Here is a 15818-nt window from a genome sequence, read left to right on the forward strand (position 1 = left end):
AAAAGGAAAGCTTTTACTGTGAAAATCACCCCGATTAAGCGGCTGATCATCAAGGTCAGATAAACTCTCCCCAACGAATAAGCATCGCGATGAACACAAACAAACCCAAATTACGTTTTTGGCAGATCTGGAACATGAGTTTCGGATTTCTTGGTATTCAATTTGGCTTTGGTTTACAAAATGCCAATGTCAGTCGAATTTTCGAAACGCTTGGTGCAAGCATCGATCAAATACCTATTTTGTGGCTGGCAGCGCCAGTGACTGGTTTATTGGTCCAGCCTATTATTGGCTATATGAGTGACCGCACCTGGAACGGACTAGGTCGTCGCCGTCCGTATTTCTTGGTGGGTGCGATTATGTCGTCCATAGCGCTATTGGTTATGCCCAACTCTCCTCATCTTTGGATTGCAGCGGGCATGTTGTGGATCCTCGATGCGTCAATCAATATTTCAATGGAACCTTTCCGTGCCTTAGTCGCAGATAATCTCCCCTCGGAACAGCGCACCCAGGGTTTTGCAGTACAAACCTTCTTCATTGGTGTCGGTTCAGTAATTGCCTCAGCCATGCCTTACATGCTGTCGAATTGGCTTGGTATCGCCAATACCGCACCAGAAGGTATGATCCCGCCTTCGGTTAAAATTTCATTTTATGCCGGTGCAGCCGTATTCCTTTGTGCAGTATTATGGACGGTGTTTAAAACCAAAGAATATAGCCCACAAGAGATGGAACGCTTTGAACCCTCCCCAGAAGAAGCTGAACCAGAGAATCGTTCAGGATTCGCTACCGTTATCGCCGACCTAAAAAAAATGCCAGCGACCATGCGCCGCCTGGCTATCGTTCAATTTTTCTCGTGGTTTGCCTTGTTTGCAATGTGGATCTATACCACCTCGGCAGTCACCAGTAGTATCTACGGCACCAACGATACTGCTTCAAGCTTATATAACGAAGGAGCTGACTGGGTAGGCTTATGTTTTGCGATGTATAACGGTATTAGCGCCCTTGCCGCTTTTGCACTGCCTTGGTTGGCTCATCGAACTAGTCGAAAATTTGTTCATGCCGTTTGCTTATTGATTGGTGGTATTAGTTTAGCTGGCATGCACTTTATCGCCGATCCAAAGATGTTACTGTTAAATATGGTCGGTATTGGTTTCGCCTGGGCCAGCATTCTTTGTATGCCTTATGCCATCTTAGCCGGTTCATTACCAAGCAAAAAAATGGGTTTCTTCATGGGGGTATTTAACTTCTTCATCGTTATCCCACAAATTTTAGCCGCTGGCTTGCTAGGCTATATTACTCGTGAAATATTTGGCGGAGATTCGATGATGGCCTTGGTATTAGGGGGCGCGTCAATGGCTATCGCCGCTGTAATCACTCTCACCATCAATGATCAAGATGACCCCAGCTTAGTCAGCGAACCAGACTCAAACACAGCAACAGCACAGCCAGCCTAAACAGGGTGAGGTTTAATTAAACACCAAAAAGCCGAGCATGCGCTCGGCTTTTTACATGCCGGATGAGCTATTCAGCATCCCATTCAAAATCTGGCAATTCCTCTGGCTCTGCTCGGTATTTAAGCTGCAAACCGTGTAAAAAATTGCGCATCACCTGATCTTTACAAAGACGATAATGTTTGTGATCAGGCTTGCGGAAAAAGGCGCTCAATTCATGTTTACCCAACTGAAACCCAGTTAAGCCTAATACCGCTAACATATCTTCCGCTTTTAAATTTAAAGCTATTTTTAGCTTCATTAATATCTGATTGTTATTTAAACGTTTTTCAGGCTCTGGCTGAGCCCCTTCCCGCTTGCCCCGTCGCTCGTTAATAAAACCATTCAGAAACGTTGCCAAAGTTTTGTCGGTGCAATTTTTATAAGCCGGATCATCGTCTTTCTTGAGCCAGTCACTCACTTCGGCGCGACTCACTTCAACATCAGCTTGAGCAAAAATGGCAATCATCTTGTTATCATTCAAGTTAAAACAATAGCGAAGGCGACGAAGAATATCGTTATTAGTCATGTAAACATCCTAAATCAAACAAAAACGGCAAGCCGAGGGCGAAAAATCTGCAGAATTCTACTTCAATGACGTTAAAGTAGATACTCTCTCAAGGCTTATTATTGCGTTTAGTCAACATAGTTCGCCTTGCTCGCAATGGTTTCAGGCAGTTGAATTTGATAACGAGCCAACTGTGAGCGACTAAATAAATAACGTCCTTTGGCAGCCGTAAGTGGACCTAAACTGCGGGGAACCACAGGCTCTCCTTCAAGTATTGTTTTCGCTAAGCCCGCGGCTAAGCGCCCTTGTTCAAAACCATCCACCACCAGACCGCCAATGGCTTTATTTTCACCAACGGCAAAATCCCAAAAACTAAAGGGAGGCACTGGTGAATGAGCCACTGACCAAGTTAACACTTGTTCGGTGGTCACATATTGATTGGCACTATCACGGATCCCCTCAAGCGAGCCAAAAATTACCGCATCAAACCCCTGTTGTTGCATGCTTTCAACGTTTGCTTGCCAAGCTTGCCAATGATTAAGCAAGCGCAATTCCAGTTCGACACCCGCCACCTGCATGCTTGTTTGATTTGCAAAGAGCTCTTGCTGAATAATTTTTGACGCGTGACTGTCGTCAAACAATAATAATACACGCTTAGCTTTACTGGCTAATAACTGACTAATCATTGCCACCGACGGTTCAAGCAATGGTCGTTCTAATACACCAGTGATATTCACTCGCCGATCAACATGGTAGGTACGAGGGCTATGATTAATTCCCAAATAAACCACTGGTAGTTTTGTTTTGGCAAAACGAGGACCCAGATATTGCAGGGCTTCATCATCACCTAGAATGACAAGTTCAGGCCGCACATCCAAATAATATTGCCAAGCGATTTCACCTCGACCGCGATGCTGTTTTGCGGGTAAATTTTTGGTATTCATTTGAAAATATTCGAGCTGATAATCGGCTGCGAGCAGCGATTTCAAACCCGCGATATACTGGCTGTCCCATAATTCTTGCTGCTGATAGCTTTCAATCACCAAGATTTTTGGTTTTGCTTGAATCGTCCAACAGCAAAATAGCGCCATGATGCAGAATAATCGAGCGTAAAGTTTGTTCACGAGCCAACTTAACTAGATGATGAAGTGCTTACAGTATAACCAATGCCCCTGCAAGCGCCTCAGTGGTATATCACGGAATGAGCGTTAGCTGTTCTCGCCCATGCGGCTGGTCTAAACCCAAATCAGGTCCTTTCGGCACCACCCCTGTTGGGTTAATCATCCGATGACTCTGATAATAGTGTTGCTTAATATGCGCTAAATTGATGGTCTCACGAATACCTTCCATTTGATACAAATCCAGCATGTAAGCATGCAAATGAGGATAGTCGGCTATGCGCCTTAAATTACATTTAAAGTGCCCGACATAGACCGCATCAAAGCGGATCAAGGTGGTAAATAAACGCCAATCCGCCTCGGTTAATTCAGAACCCAACAAATAACGCTGAGCGCTCAAGACCTGCTCTAAAAAATCTAAACTTGCAAATAAGGGGACCACAGCCTCTTCGTAAGCCGCTTGGCTGGTGGCAAAACCAGCCCGATAAACGCCATTATTCACCGTCTCATAAATCCGTAGATTAAGTGCGTCGATGTCTTCGCGCAATGCTTGCGGATAGTAATCACCGAGTTTAGCGCCGAGTGAATCAAAAGCAGAATTAAACATACGAATAATGTCCGCCGATTCATTAGACACTATGGTTTGCCGCTGTTTGTCCCAGAGCACTGGCACGGTGACTCGCCCCGAGTAATCTGGAGCGGCAGCAGTATAGATTTGATGCATAAATTCAGCATGATGAAGCGGGTCTTTCACCACCCCTTCGCCCTCAGCGAAGGTCCAGCCATTTTCAGCCATGTACCAATGTACCACCGAATAATCGATGAATTCTTCCAGTCCCTTAAGCTTACGAAAAATTAAAGTCCGATTCGCCCAAGGACAAGCCAAAGACACATACAAATGATAACGGCCCACTTCGGCTTTAAAACCCGCCTCTCCTGTCGGGCCTGCGGAACCATCGGCGGTAACCCAATGGCGAAACTGAGCTTCACTGCGCTGAAAGCGTCCTTGATGCTTCGCCGTGTCGTACCACTGATCTTGCCATTCACCGTCAACCAATAAACCCATACCCGTTCCTCGTTGTTCAAGCTTAAAATCGATTATTTTGAAAATCGTCGAAGGCCTGCAGTACTTCTTCACGCGAATTCATCACAAACGGGCCTCCCCAGGCCACAGGCTCGTTCAAGGGCTCGGCACCAACTAACAATAGTCGACAAGCTGAATGACTGCTTAATTGCAACGCCTCACCAAAGTCTAGTACCGCTAACTGGTAAGCATTTAAAGGTTCTGGGTCATCCGCCACCTGAAGTTGCCCTTCAATCACGTAGATAAAAGCTTGTTGAGATTGTACCAAATCCAGCTGCAACTGCCCGCCCGCCACCATGCTAATATCCAAATAAGTCGCCGTTTGGTGCACCACTTGCACAGGGCCTTGAGTACCATCTGCCAACTCACCCGCAATGACCCGAATCAGATTACCTTGTAAATCTCGGCTTTGCGGGATCTGCTCGGCACTAAACTCTTGATAGCTTGGTGCCGACATTTTCTGCGCGGCCGGCAAATTAATCCAAAGCTGAAAGCCCTTTAATAAGCCGTCTTGCTGCTCTGGCATTTCGGAGTGAATAACCCCTCTGCCAGCACTCATCCATTGCACCCCACCAGCTTCAATCACCCCCTCATTACCGACGCTATCTTTATGTCGCATTTTGCCATTAAGAATATAAGAGACGGTTTGAAAACCACGATGCGGGTGTTCGGGAAAACCCGCCAAATAATCATCTGGCTGATCTGACTCAAAACAATCCAACATTAAAAAGGGATCCAGCATGGGTAATTGCTGACTACCAAGAATCCGAGTTAACTTAACACCAGCCCCATCCTGGGTGGCTTGGCCTGTCACTCGCTTAATCACGGTTCGGCGATGTTTCATTTTTAACTCCTAGCACTGAGAATCTTGAGCACAATTGATGTTTGTTTAGCACAAGCAAGCGCTATGCTTTTCGATTATCCAAGGAATAAGCACCAGCACCATGAGCAACTAATAATAGAAAGCCGCCCGCAACCGAAATATTTTTCATAAATAGAATCATCTGCATCTGGTCATCAACATTGCCGTGGAACAACAGCGCCGCCACGACACTAAAGCCTGCCAACAAAAAGGCCACGATACGGGTATTCCAGCCCACAACAATGGCCAAGCCACCGACCAATTCAAGGGCAATCACTAAGGGTAATAAAGCACCCGGCACTCCCATTGCCTCCATATAACCTTGAGTACCGGCATAAGCGCCAATTTTTCCAAAACCAGAAAGGACAAACATTAATGCTAAAAGTAAACGGCCAAGCGGTTGAGCCAATAATTGTATTTGTTTCATCTTCATTTCCTAATTGATGTGATATCAACTGGGTCTCCCCAACTATTAGACTCAGCATAACCATCAATATTGGTTCAATAAATAGTGTGTTTAGCAAATTATTGTTCCTATAATAGCAACAATAGAACGATTCAAAAGTTCAACTCGCGAGGTAAAGATGGGCCAGTTAGAAGACATGCAGATTTTTGTACGGGTGGTAGAAGCCGGTAGCATTACTCGCGCCGCCGAGCAGTTGGGAATGGCGAAGTCTGTGGTTAGTCGACGCCTAAGTGGGTTAGAGCAACGCTTGGGGATCAGCTTAATACAGCGTAGTACGCGCCGCTTAAAACTAAATGATCATGGCCAAAGCTATTACCAACGCAGCCTCGCCATTCTGGATGACATTAACCAACTCAATCACCAAACAAGCCAGCAAAATACCGCACTCAGTGGTTCCTTACATGTCGCCGTTCCTTTGTCATTTGGCCTCAGTCATCTCAATTCGGCCTTCGATGCTTTTATGCAGTTACACCCGCAGCTACAGTTAAAGATCAGCCTGACCGATAGCCAACAAGATTTAGTCGCCGAAGGAATCGACCTCGCATTGCGCATCGCCGAGCTAAAAGATTCGAGCCTCAAGGCACGAAAAATCACCCCAATCAACTTCCTTCTGGTTGCTTCAGCGAGCTATTTACAGCGGCATGGCACCCCCCAACACCCTGAAGATCTGAAGCAACATCAAATATTGCATTACAGCAATCTACCCACGACCAACTTTATTTTGTTCGATAGCAAAGGACTGCGTCATCAGGTGAATTATCAACCGCATATCTCCGCGAACAATGGTGACTTCTTAAAAGACATGAGTATTGCTGGTCATGGAATTAGCTTTAGCCCTAGTTTTATCGCCTGGCGTAGTATTGCCACTGGTGACTTAGTACCAGTATTGCCACAATATCGAACACCAAGTTTATACGCCTGGGCTATCTACCCGAATACTCGTTATTTATCACAACGAGCACGCTTACTAATTGATTTTTTATGTCAGCGCTTTGGCAATAACCCCTACTGGGATCAGGCGATTGCTCAGCATTTAAAACAGCCCGCAGAACCACATTCGTGAGTCTCGACAAACTTTGAAGCAAGCTTTACTCATTTAATCACATGACTATCAAAAAGCGCTGTATTCTCAAGAGATTTTATGTTTATCTTGCAGCTTAAAAATTATAATAGGCACGGCGAATCAAGCCAAATTTTGCTGAATTCAGCTTAGCCCGCTCAACCACTATTTCGCAGCATCCATCATTTTTAACTCATCGTTAAGGAAAGTCATATGCCGATCGTTTTTGATTATGTTCTCACTGTTCAAGTCGCGCTGCTGATTTTTGCACTATTTGTGCTGAAATCATCGATTAAATTTGTGCCACAAAATGAAGCCTGGGTCGTCGAGCGCTTCGGTAAATACCAATCCACCAAAGAAGCCGGGCTGAACTTTCTATTACCGATGGTCGATCAGGTTGCAGCGCGTCGAACCCTAAAAGAACAAGCCTTCGATATTCCGAGCCAAGCCGCGATTACCAAAGATAATATTTCACTCACGGTTGACGGCGTATTGTACTTTCGAGTCCTTGAGCCTTACAAAGCCACCTATGGTGTAGAAGACTATGTTTTCGCAATTACCCAGCTCGCACAAACCACCATGCGCTCAGAAATCGGTAAAATTGAATTGGATAAAACCTTTGAGGAACGTGACACCCTCAACGCAGAGATTGTCAATTCAATCAATGAAGCATCCGCCTCTTGGGGCGTCGCAGTCATGCGTTATGAAATTAAAGATATTACGCCACCAGCATCAATTATGGATGCGATGGAATCGCAAATGCGTGCCGAACGTGAACGTCGCGCTAAAATTCTCGAATCGGAAGGTGAAAAAGCCGCCGCGATTAATATTGCCGAAGGTCAAAAACAATCGCGTGTTTTAGCTGCCGAAGCTGAAAAACAAGAACAAGTATTAAAAGCTCAAGGCGAAGCGCAAGCATTAATAGCGGTTGCCGACGCACAAGCACAGGCGATTAATACCATTGGTGCCTCTGCTGCAACCGAACAAGGCCAAAAAGCGGTACAACTAGACTTAGCGACTAAAGCCATTGAAGCGAAATTGGCAATAGCCAAAGAATCAACCGTGGTATTATTACCTGATAGCAGCAGTGAGGCAGGCTCTATAGTCGCCCAGGCAACTAGTATTTTAAATACCCTAAATCGAGGTTAAATCATGACTGAGCTGTTTGCCAATCACATTCCACAAACCATGGTTGCGCTAGGCTTGATCTTGCTGACCATTGAAGTTGGCCTGATCGGCTTTGCCACCTTTATTTTATTTTTTGTTGGTTTGTCGTTGGTGCTGACAGGCTCTTTGATTTGGTTAGATATACTGGCTGATAGCTGGAATAGCATCTTGCTGTCGAATGCGATTGCCAGCAGCGTATTAGCCGGTTTGCTGTGGAAACCGATGCGCAAACTACAAAATCATTCCGATGATAAAACAGTAAGCAGTGACTTTGACGGTCACCGTTTCTTTTGTGAGCAAGCCATCGATAGACGCGGTCAAAGTAGCTATAAACATTCAGGGATTAGCTGGGTGTTAAAAAGCGAACAAGCCATTGCCGCCGATACTGAAGTAGAAGTGATTAAAGTGGAAGTGGGAACCTTTTGGGTCAAGCCAGTTGATTAAATGCTTTCACTGGTGAGAGCGGTTGCTCTCACCAGTCCCTTTCAGTATACGCCATAACTTCTCAGTAGAATGCTCTGTTAGCGAACAGGCGCTTGATTCAGCATGCAAAACCCAAACAATTATGCTTAACTTAAGCCTGTTCTCCGCTCACTCTCGTAGGCTAAAATGGATGCTTAAATTGTTCACTAAACCCACTGTTTTATTGCTTATTATTGCTTTGAACGGCTGTAGTAGTATCGCCCCCACCGAAGCTCCCAAGGTTAATTTAGTCTCGGTTGTACCAGTCAGCAGTGATGGTATGGCTCCTAATTTCAAGATTAATCTGCGGGTGGTCAACCCCAACCAACAAGCCCTAAGCCTCGCTGGCGCCGTCTATTCCTTATCCTTGAATGGCCATGAGGTGGTCAACGGTGCCACCAGCGATTTACCCAGTGTTCCCGGCTATGGAGAAGCAAATTTTAGCCTGCCCGCCCAAGCCAACCTGATTGCCAGTTTTCGCTTGCTTAGCTCCTTAATGCAACAGTCGCGTCCGGAGTTAGCATATCAGGTCAAAGTGAAACTAGATCTCGGCAGCTTTTGGCCCGACATTACACTCAATGAGGAGGGCAAACTGAAATTGGAAGATCTCGGCGATACTCTCAACTCAAGCCTATAGCTCGATGTCTCGCAACCGTTAAAAATGATGCTAGCGCTGCGACGCAACACCGAACCGTTGAGTTAAACTTGCCAATTAATCGGCTTTTGCCCCTGCTCACTCAGTAAACGATTGGTTTGGGAGAAATGTTGACAGCCAAAAAATCCTCGGTGCGCCGACAAAGGTGATGGGTGCACCGCCGTTAAGCAATGATGCCGCGAGCTATCGATGGCTCGCCCCTTTTGTTGTGCATGCGCGCCCCACAATAAAAAGACCACACCAGAACAGTGCTGATTAATTTGAGCGATCACCGTATCGGTAAATTGCTCCCAACCATATTTGGCATGAGAATGAGCCTTGCCCTGTTCTACACTCAATACGGTATTTAGCAGCAATACCCCTTGTTCAGCCCAAGCCAGCAGGTCGCCATGCTCGGGGATCTCAAAGCCACTGATATCGGTCGCCAATTCTTTATAGATATTACGCAAAGAAGGCGGGATCTTAATGCCCGGCGGCACACTAAAACTTAAACCGTGGGCTTGGCCTGGCCCGTGATAAGGATCTTGACCCAAAATCACAACTTTTAGTTTAGCCAAGGGCGTCGCTTCAAAGGCGGCAAATAACTGCGTATCGGCAGGATAAATCAGCTTCCCAGCCTGACGCTCATCTTTAATTCGTTTCATCAGAGTCTGAAAGTAAGCTTGTTGCTTCTCAGCCTCCAGTAATCTGTCCCATGTCAACGCTTTGGTCACGGTTTGCTCTCTATTAGTCATACGCCAACATCATAACTGATCGCCCAACAGATCGATATGCTGTGGGCTTCAGCTAATAAGACTCCGGCACAAAACTTTGCTCATGCAACGGCACTCTGACATAACCTTGGCGATCAATCGTCGGTAATTCGATCGCTGGATGCGGTAACTCTTGATAATCAATTTGCGATAACAGATGACGAATACAGTTGAGTCGCGCACGTTTCTTGTCATCCGAATTCACCACCCACCACGGAGAATGTTTGGTATCGGTATGCGCGAACATTTCATCTTTGGCTTGAGAATAGGCCACCCAACGAGAGCGAGACTCAAGATCCATCGGACTAAATTTCCAGCGTTTTAAGGGATTGTTAATTCGCTCGAGAAAACGCTTTTCTTGCTCTTCATCGGAAACCGAAAACCAATACTTCAATACAATAATACCGGAGCGGATCAACATCCGTTCAAATTCAGGACAGGCGCGAAGAAAATCTTGATGTTGCAGCTCATCACAAAAGCCCATCACCTTTTCCACGCCAGCACGGTTATACCAAGAACGATCAAACAGCACCATTTCTCCGGCCGCAGGCAAATACGCCACATAACGCTGAAAATACCATTGGGTTTTCTCGCGCTCACTCGGCGCAGGCAAGGCGGCAATCCGACAAACGCGAGGATTAAGCTTTTCCGCAATACGTTTAATCACTCCCCCTTTACCAGCCGCATCCCTACCTTCAAAAATCACCACCACTTTCAAGCCAGTTTCCACTATCCAGCGCTGTAGTTTCACCAACTCAACCTGCAATTCGGTTAAACACTGCTCATACTCTCGTTTACTCAATTTATCAGCCATAGACTCGCTCACCTTGTTTGTTCAACTGCATTGAAAATAAAACCAATGAATACAAAGAGTTAAATCAATAGATCGTAAAACTAATAATGCTTCACACTAAGCATAACGATTTAAGCTTAGTAAATCCGTTCAGCAGAGTGAGCACTTGGTATGAATTTTCACTGACAATACTTTAAAAAAAAACTTAAAATGGTAACCTTAGGCGCCTTTATACACTCGCTAAGAACTCAGCATGGCAATCACAGGCACTCTTTATATCGTATCGGCCCCCAGCGGCGCAGGTAAATCAAGCATGATTAATGCTTATCTTTCGCGCCATCGCGCTTATCCCGCTCAAGTGTCTGTCTCGCATACCACCCGATCGGTCCGTCCCGGTGAGATCGATGGTAATCACTACCATTTTGTAGACCATCATCAGTTTAAACAGCTCATCGATGAACAAGCCTTCTTCGAATACGCCGAAGTATTTGGCAACTTTTATGGAACCTCTCGGCATAGCATTGAGCAAACCCTCGCCGAAGGGATCGATGTATTTTTAGATATCGATTGGCAGGGCGCTCGCCAAGTGAAAATGATGATGCCAGAAGCGGTATCGGTATTTATTCTGCCTCCCAGTCGTGAGGAGCTGGAAAACCGCTTGCACATGCGTGGCCAAGACAGCCCTGAAGTAATTAAAAAACGAATGAATGAAGCCGAAAGCGAAATGTCCCACTACGATGAATACGATTATCTAATCATCAATGGCAATTTTGATGAGGCGCTCAGTGAATTAACCGCCATCATTACGAGCCAAAGGTTACAAACTCGACAGCAAGCAGCAAAACACCAAGCCTTGCTAAATGAACTTTTATCGAAATAAATACCGTAAGTTCTAGCAAATCTTGCTAAGATCGGCTAGGATCTTGCGTCATTTTTAGTCAACATACATCAACGGAGCTGTGCATGGCACGAGTAACAGTAGAAGATGCAGTAGAACAAGTCGGCAACCGCTTTGACCTTGTCCTTATCGCCGCACGTCGCGCGCGTCAGATCGCAGTAGAAGGTAAAGAGCCTCTAGTTGACGCAGATAACGACAAACCCACAGTTATCGCTTTACGTGAAATTGAAGAAGGTTTGATCACCACCGAAACCATGGATGCTCAAGACCGTCAAGAACGTCAAGAACGTGAAGCAGCCGAATTGGCAGCTGTTGCAGCTATCGCCGATAAACGCATCTAGATCTTCCCGCTATAAAATTACCGTGCTGGGTTTACTCCGCACGGTAAAACTCCCATAATTCATTCAATCATATCTATCACTGCGATCCTCTGCTACTGAGGTACTGTTTGTATTTATTCGAAAGCTTGCGCGAAGTCGCTTCTAGTTATTTAAGTGAAGAACACGTGATCCTGTTACGTGATGCTTATTTATTAGGTCGAGATGCCCATGAAGGCCAGTTCCGTTCTAGCGGAGAGCCTTATATTACCCACCCACTAGCGGTGGCGCGGATTTTAGCCGAGGTGAGGATGGACCATCAAACCCTCGCGGCCGCGATATTGCACGACACCATCGAAGATACACCGGTAACTTATGAACAACTCAGTGAACAGTTTGGCAGTGAAATTGCCGACTTGGTGGAGGGCGTAAGTAAGCTCGATAAAATTAAGTTTCGCGACAAAAAAGAAGCCCAAGTCGAAAACTTTCGCAAAATGATGATGGCGATGGTTCAAGATATTCGGGTGATTTTAATCAAGCTCGCCGACCGCACCCATAATATGCGAACCTTGGGTTCGCTGCGCCCAGACAAACGGCGCAGAATTGCCCGGGAAACCCTCGAAATTTACGCGCCCATCGCCAATCGGTTGGGGATCCACAGCATCAAAACTGAACTAGAAGAACTCGGTTTTGAAGCGCTCTATCCAATGCGTTATCGCGTCTTAAAAGAGTGTGTAAAAAATGCCCGTGGCAATCGTAAAGAATTAATCAACGGGATCCATCAAGAGCTACAAGGGCGGATCGAAGATGCAGGGATCGAAGCATCGGTGACTGGCCGCGAAAAAAACCTCTATAGCATCTATAAGAAGATGGTCAGCAAAGAGCTTCAATTCCATGAAGTGATGGACATTTATGCCTTTCGAATCATCGTTGACCAACTTGATACCTGTTATCGCGCCTTAGGTATTAGCCATAGCCTCTACAAACCTCGCCCAGGCCGATTTAAAGACTATGTCGCGATTCCTAAGGCTAATGGCTATCAAAGCCTGCATACCTCGTTGGTTGGCCCTCACGGCGTCCCTGTCGAAGTGCAAATTCGTACCGAGCACATGGACCAAATGGCCGATAAAGGTGTGGCCGCACACTGGACATACAAACAAGCAGGCGAAAGCCCTGGCACCACCGCACAAATTAGAGCCCAGCGTTGGATGCAGAGCTTGTTAGAACTACAGCAAAGTGCTGGCAGCTCCTTCGAATTTATCGAAAATGTGAAAACCGATCTGTTCCCCGATGAAATTTATGTATTTACCCCAGAAGGGAAAATTATTGAACTACCAGCCGGCGCCACCCCGGTAGACTTCGCCTATGCGGTCCATACCGATGTGGGCCACGCCTGTGTAGGCGCACGGGTAAACCGTCACCCTTTCCCTCTTAGCAAAGCCTTAAGTAATGGTCAAACCATCGAAGTCATCACCGCTCCGGGCGCTCGACCCAATGCCGCTTGGTTAAACTTTGTGGTGACCGGTAAGGCACGCGGTAAAATTCGCCAATTGTTAAAAAATCAACGCCGCGAAGAATCGGTTAGTTTAGGCCGCCGCCTGTTAAATCATGCGCTAGGCAGTACCAAACTCGCCAACATCGATCCGGCACACCTGGAGCAGGTATTACAAGATCTAAAAGCGGAGTCTATCGACGATCTGTTAGCCGAAATCGGCTTAGGCAATGCCATGAGTATTGTGGTCGGTAGACGATTATTGGGCAATACCGAAGAACTTGGCCAACACAAGGGCAAAGGGATTATCGCGATTCAAGGCGCCGAGGGTTTGTTACTCACTTATGCCAACTGCTGTCGACCTATTCCCGGCGATCCGGTCGTGGCACATATAAGCCAAGGCAAAGGCTTAGTGGTGCATCTCGAATCCTGTAAAAATATCAGCGGCTATCAAAAAGAGCCTGATCGCTACATCAATGTCGATTGGTCAAAAGATGCCGAGAATACCAGCGAATACAAAACCGAAATGCGTATCGACATGGTTAATCACCAAGGGATCCTAGCCAGTTTAACCAATGTCGTAGCCTCGACTGGTGCCAATATCGTAAACATTGTCACCGAAGAAAAAGAAGGACGGGTTTATACCGTCGACTTGCTCATTACCACCCATAGCCGTATCCACCTAGCCAACATCATGCGAAAAATCCGAGTCATGCCAGAGGTATTACGGGTGGTTCGCTTAAGAAATTAAATAAACGAGAAACTAATGACACCTGAACGCCATCAGCGCATTCGCGCTATGTTAGACGCCCGCCAAACAGACTTAACCGTTTGTATGGAGAACGTACACAAGCCACATAACTTATCGGCGATTGTGCGTACCTGTGATGCCGTGGGTGTCGACCATGTACATGCCATTTGGGAAAACTATAAAGACGAACTTCGTCGAGGCACCGCCACCGGCAGTCAAAACTGGGTGAAAGTGCATAACCACGACAAGATCGAAGATGCAGTGGCTCAGTTACGCAACAGCGGCATGCAGATTTTAGCCACCAACTTGTCAGATAGTGCGGTAGACTTTCGTGAGATTGACTATACCAAACCCACCGCAATCTTAATGGGCCAGGAAAAATACGGGATCTCTGATACTGCGCTTGCCTTAGCCGATCAAGACATTATTATCCCCATGGTTGGGATGGTACAGTCACTGAATGTTTCGGTGGCTAGTGCACTGATTCTTTATGAAGCGCAGCGACAACGCCAACTGGCGGGGATGTATCAGGGTCCTTGCTTGGTCAGCCCAGAAGAGCAAAACAGGATTATGTTTGAAGGCGGCCACCCGATTTTTGCCGATGTCTGCAAACGCAAGGGTTTACCCATCCCACAGATAGATGAACATGGCCAAATTGCCGCCGATGATACTTGGTGGGCCAAGGTACAAATGAACAAAGAAGCCTGGGATCATCTGGACGACGAGTCATAAGCTTCGCCAATCAACAGCCATTGACCTTATTGGTCAGTGGCTATGAGTCCATCGGCCGCTATTAACATCGCAACACCAGGCTACACTTATTCAAGTGAGGACTACTCGCTCTCACTCGAATATAGCTTAAATTGATAATCATCATCCCAAGGCAAATGATAACCCCATACCATCGGCTGGCCCACTTGCTTATCCACCCAAACAAACGGGGTAGCTAAGAATCGAGGGATCTCTAATCGGATGCCATTGCTTTCAGCCTGATATAAAGACGCATGAGTTTCACAACGCACCAATAACATCACCACAATGATAATCAATAACCAACGCCAAAAACCTTCCATTGTTTATCCTATTTAGCTTAAGTCCAATTGTTACATCATGATTCGGCGACCACCTGCCAATGCGCTTGCAGAGCCTGTTGGATCTGGCTCACCTGCTTCGCACGCTGCTCAGGGCTGTAGGCTTTGAGCGGCAATTGTCCCCAAATGGCTTGCGGCCACAACGGATCATCATGAAACCTCACCACATGATGCACATGTAGCTGCGGCACCACATTTCCCAAAGCAGCAAGATTTAATTTGTCCCCTTGATAGAGGTCCATTAAGGCTTCACTGACCCGTTTAGATTCTCGCCAAAACTGCGCTTGTTGACAATTATCCAACTGGTAAATATCAGCAATATTATCTTCCATTGGTACTAATACTAGCCATGGAAATTGACTATCATTGATTAATAATACTCGGCATAGTTCAAAATCGCCGAGCCAAATGCCGTCTTTTGCCAATTGCGGATGTAACACAAAATCAGTCATCGTATTTCCTAAGATGTGGGTTTTTAGGCTCACCAATACAAACCTTCAGCGCTTAAACCTTTGCCGATTCTTACGCTCGCCCTCATAGCATCAGAAACCAAGGAATAAACACCAATCAAAAAATGATTATACGGCGAGCTTCAGCACATTGTTACGCTTTTATACTAGAACATAAATCATTCGATACGAGCACCCAAAAACAAAGCCTAAGGGGGGCCACAACGCTATTCAAACGACTTAAGCATGGGCACAACAAGCCTCATGATTTAAGTAGAGTTCTTATGTTATTTAATATAAAAATAAATCACTAATATCCAGAATTCAAATTCAAAACCCAGCTCATCCCAGAAAGTCTTAGGCTTCAATTTTTAAACATCTGCTATTTTTAGTAGGAGGATATAAC

18 protein-coding genes are annotated in these 15818 nt (G+C 46.0%); 9 read left to right on the forward strand and 9 right to left on the reverse strand.

The window, feature by feature from the left end; all coding sequences use genetic code 11:
* Positions 1–89: 89 nt before the first annotated feature.
* Positions 90–1451, forward strand: a complete 1362-nt coding sequence (locus ACRRSY_RS22535) for an MFS transporter (RefSeq protein WP_432455329.1) — start codon at positions 90–92, stop codon at positions 1449–1451.
* Positions 1452–1518: 67 nt separating this feature from the next.
* Here ACRRSY_RS22535 and ACRRSY_RS22540 read toward each other — a convergent pair whose 3' ends face one another.
* From ACRRSY_RS22540 to ACRRSY_RS22560, 5 genes are all read right to left on the reverse strand, one after another.
* Positions 1519–2016 carry a DUF1456 family protein gene (locus ACRRSY_RS22540; protein WP_432460516.1) on the reverse strand — a complete coding sequence of 166 codons (498 nt, stop codon included), beginning with the start codon at positions 2014–2016 and terminating at the stop codon, positions 1519–1521.
* Positions 2017–2123: 107 nt separating this feature from the next.
* Positions 2124–3119 carry an ABC transporter substrate-binding protein gene (locus tag ACRRSY_RS22545; protein ID WP_432464074.1) on the reverse strand — a complete coding sequence of 332 codons (996 nt, stop codon included), beginning with the start codon at positions 3117–3119 and terminating at the stop codon, positions 2124–2126.
* A gap of 70 nt (positions 3120–3189) precedes the next feature.
* Positions 3190–4179 (reverse strand): glutathione S-transferase family protein, encoded by a 990-nt coding sequence (locus ACRRSY_RS22550; protein ID WP_432455326.1) that lies wholly within the window; start codon positions 4177–4179, stop codon positions 3190–3192.
* Between the two features lie 22 nt (positions 4180–4201).
* The gene (locus ACRRSY_RS22555; RefSeq protein WP_432460519.1) at positions 4202–5041 is read right to left on the reverse strand and encodes a pirin family protein; all 840 of its coding nucleotides are present in this window, start codon (positions 5039–5041) and stop codon (positions 4202–4204) included.
* A 61-nt stretch (positions 5042–5102) separates the two neighbouring features.
* Positions 5103–5486 (reverse strand): DoxX family protein, encoded by a 384-nt coding sequence (locus ACRRSY_RS22560; RefSeq protein WP_432455324.1) that lies wholly within the window; start codon positions 5484–5486, stop codon positions 5103–5105.
* Positions 5487–5643: 157 nt separating this feature from the next.
* Between ACRRSY_RS22560 and ACRRSY_RS22565 the strand changes: the two genes are divergently transcribed.
* The 4 genes from ACRRSY_RS22565 to ACRRSY_RS22580 all read left to right on the forward strand — a co-directional run bounded on the left by ACRRSY_RS22565 (position 5644) and on the right by ACRRSY_RS22580 (position 8851).
* Positions 5644–6588, forward strand: coding sequence for a LysR family transcriptional regulator (locus ACRRSY_RS22565; RefSeq protein WP_432464075.1), 945 nt, complete (start codon positions 5644–5646; stop codon positions 6586–6588).
* A gap of 210 nt (positions 6589–6798) precedes the next feature.
* Positions 6799–7734 (forward strand): SPFH domain-containing protein, encoded by a 936-nt coding sequence (locus tag ACRRSY_RS22570; RefSeq protein WP_432460521.1) that lies wholly within the window; start codon positions 6799–6801, stop codon positions 7732–7734.
* 3 nt (positions 7735–7737) lie between these two features.
* Entirely contained in the window at positions 7738–8196 is a 459-nt protein-coding gene (locus ACRRSY_RS22575; protein ID WP_432460522.1) for an NfeD family protein, read from the forward strand.
* A gap of 169 nt (positions 8197–8365) precedes the next feature.
* Positions 8366–8851, forward strand: coding sequence for an LEA type 2 family protein (locus ACRRSY_RS22580; protein WP_432460523.1), 486 nt, complete (start codon positions 8366–8368; stop codon positions 8849–8851).
* 62 nt (positions 8852–8913) lie between these two features.
* Here the strand turns inward: ACRRSY_RS22580 and ung are convergent, their stop codons facing one another.
* Together ung and ppk2 are read right to left on the reverse strand one after the other, a co-directional pair.
* Positions 8914–9582 (reverse strand): uracil-DNA glycosylase, encoded by a 669-nt coding sequence (gene ung, locus ACRRSY_RS22585; RefSeq protein WP_432464076.1) that lies wholly within the window; start codon positions 9580–9582, stop codon positions 8914–8916.
* A 73-nt stretch (positions 9583–9655) separates the two neighbouring features.
* Positions 9656–10435: a polyphosphate kinase 2 gene (gene ppk2, locus ACRRSY_RS22590; RefSeq protein ID WP_432464077.1), complete on the reverse strand. Its 780-nt coding sequence runs from the start codon at positions 10433–10435 to the stop codon at positions 9656–9658.
* 232 nt (positions 10436–10667) lie between these two features.
* Here ppk2 and gmk point away from each other — a divergent pair, with 232 nt between their 5' ends.
* The 4 genes from gmk (at position 10668) to trmH (ending at position 14604) form a co-directional block, all read left to right on the forward strand.
* Positions 10668–11294, forward strand: a complete 627-nt coding sequence (gene gmk, locus ACRRSY_RS22595) for a guanylate kinase (protein ID WP_432455317.1) — start codon at positions 10668–10670, stop codon at positions 11292–11294.
* An 83-nt stretch (positions 11295–11377) separates the two neighbouring features.
* A complete protein-coding gene (rpoZ, locus tag ACRRSY_RS22600; RefSeq protein ID WP_432455316.1) occupies positions 11378–11653 on the forward strand; it encodes a DNA-directed RNA polymerase subunit omega in 276 nt (91 codons plus the stop codon).
* Positions 11654–11760: 107 nt separating this feature from the next.
* Complete coding sequence (gene spoT / locus ACRRSY_RS22605; protein WP_432455315.1) at positions 11761–13872, forward strand: bifunctional GTP diphosphokinase/guanosine-3',5'-bis pyrophosphate 3'-pyrophosphohydrolase; 2112 nt, start codon at positions 11761–11763, stop codon at positions 13870–13872.
* Between the two features lie 15 nt (positions 13873–13887).
* On the forward strand, positions 13888–14604 hold the full coding sequence (gene trmH / locus ACRRSY_RS22610; RefSeq protein WP_432455314.1) for a tRNA (guanosine(18)-2'-O)-methyltransferase TrmH: 717 nt from the start codon (positions 13888–13890) through the stop codon (positions 14602–14604).
* A 101-nt stretch (positions 14605–14705) separates the two neighbouring features.
* On the opposite strand, the gene ACRRSY_RS22615 is transcribed toward trmH, so the two are convergent.
* Together ACRRSY_RS22615 and ACRRSY_RS22620 are read right to left on the reverse strand one after the other, a co-directional pair.
* On the reverse strand, positions 14706–14945 hold the full coding sequence (locus tag ACRRSY_RS22615; protein ID WP_432464078.1) for a hypothetical protein: 240 nt from the start codon (positions 14943–14945) through the stop codon (positions 14706–14708).
* 35 nt (positions 14946–14980) lie between these two features.
* Positions 14981–15415 (reverse strand): HIT domain-containing protein, encoded by a 435-nt coding sequence (locus tag ACRRSY_RS22620; RefSeq protein ID WP_432455312.1) that lies wholly within the window; start codon positions 15413–15415, stop codon positions 14981–14983.
* Positions 15416–15818 lie beyond the last annotated feature (403 nt).

It is taken from the genome of Agarivorans sp. QJM3NY_33 (genome assembly GCF_050870865.2).
Taxonomy (GTDB): domain Bacteria; phylum Pseudomonadota; class Gammaproteobacteria; order Enterobacterales; family Celerinatantimonadaceae; genus Agarivorans.